The sequence below is a fragment of the Seonamhaeicola marinus genome, assembly GCF_008085455.1.
In genome coordinates this window covers 1-233 of sequence record NZ_VSDQ01000810.1, presented here as the reverse complement: position 1 = coordinate 233, position 233 = coordinate 1, and the positions used below count along the sequence as shown (strand labels likewise).

Annotated in this window: 1 protein-coding gene; it reads left to right on the top strand. The window is 33.9% G+C overall.

Translation table 11 applies throughout. The features are described from left to right. On the top strand, positions 1-233 hold a 233-nt coding region (locus FUA24_RS23650), incomplete at both ends, for an FAD-dependent oxidoreductase (RefSeq protein ID WP_187388381.1).

Here is a 233-nt window from a genome sequence, read left to right as displayed (position 1 = left end):
AAACAAAAATTCAAAATTAATGCATCACATAAAGTAAAATCTGTTGAGCGTGTTGGTGATGAAGTTATTGTAAAAGCCGATAATAAGAAAGGCGAAGAAGTTGAATTTAAAGGCGATTATTGTTTAGTATCTGTTGGTCGTAGTCCGTATACCAATGGTTTAAACGCTGAAGCTGCAGGTGTTAAATTAGATGATAGAGGTAGAGTAGAAGTAAATAGCCATTTACAAACCAG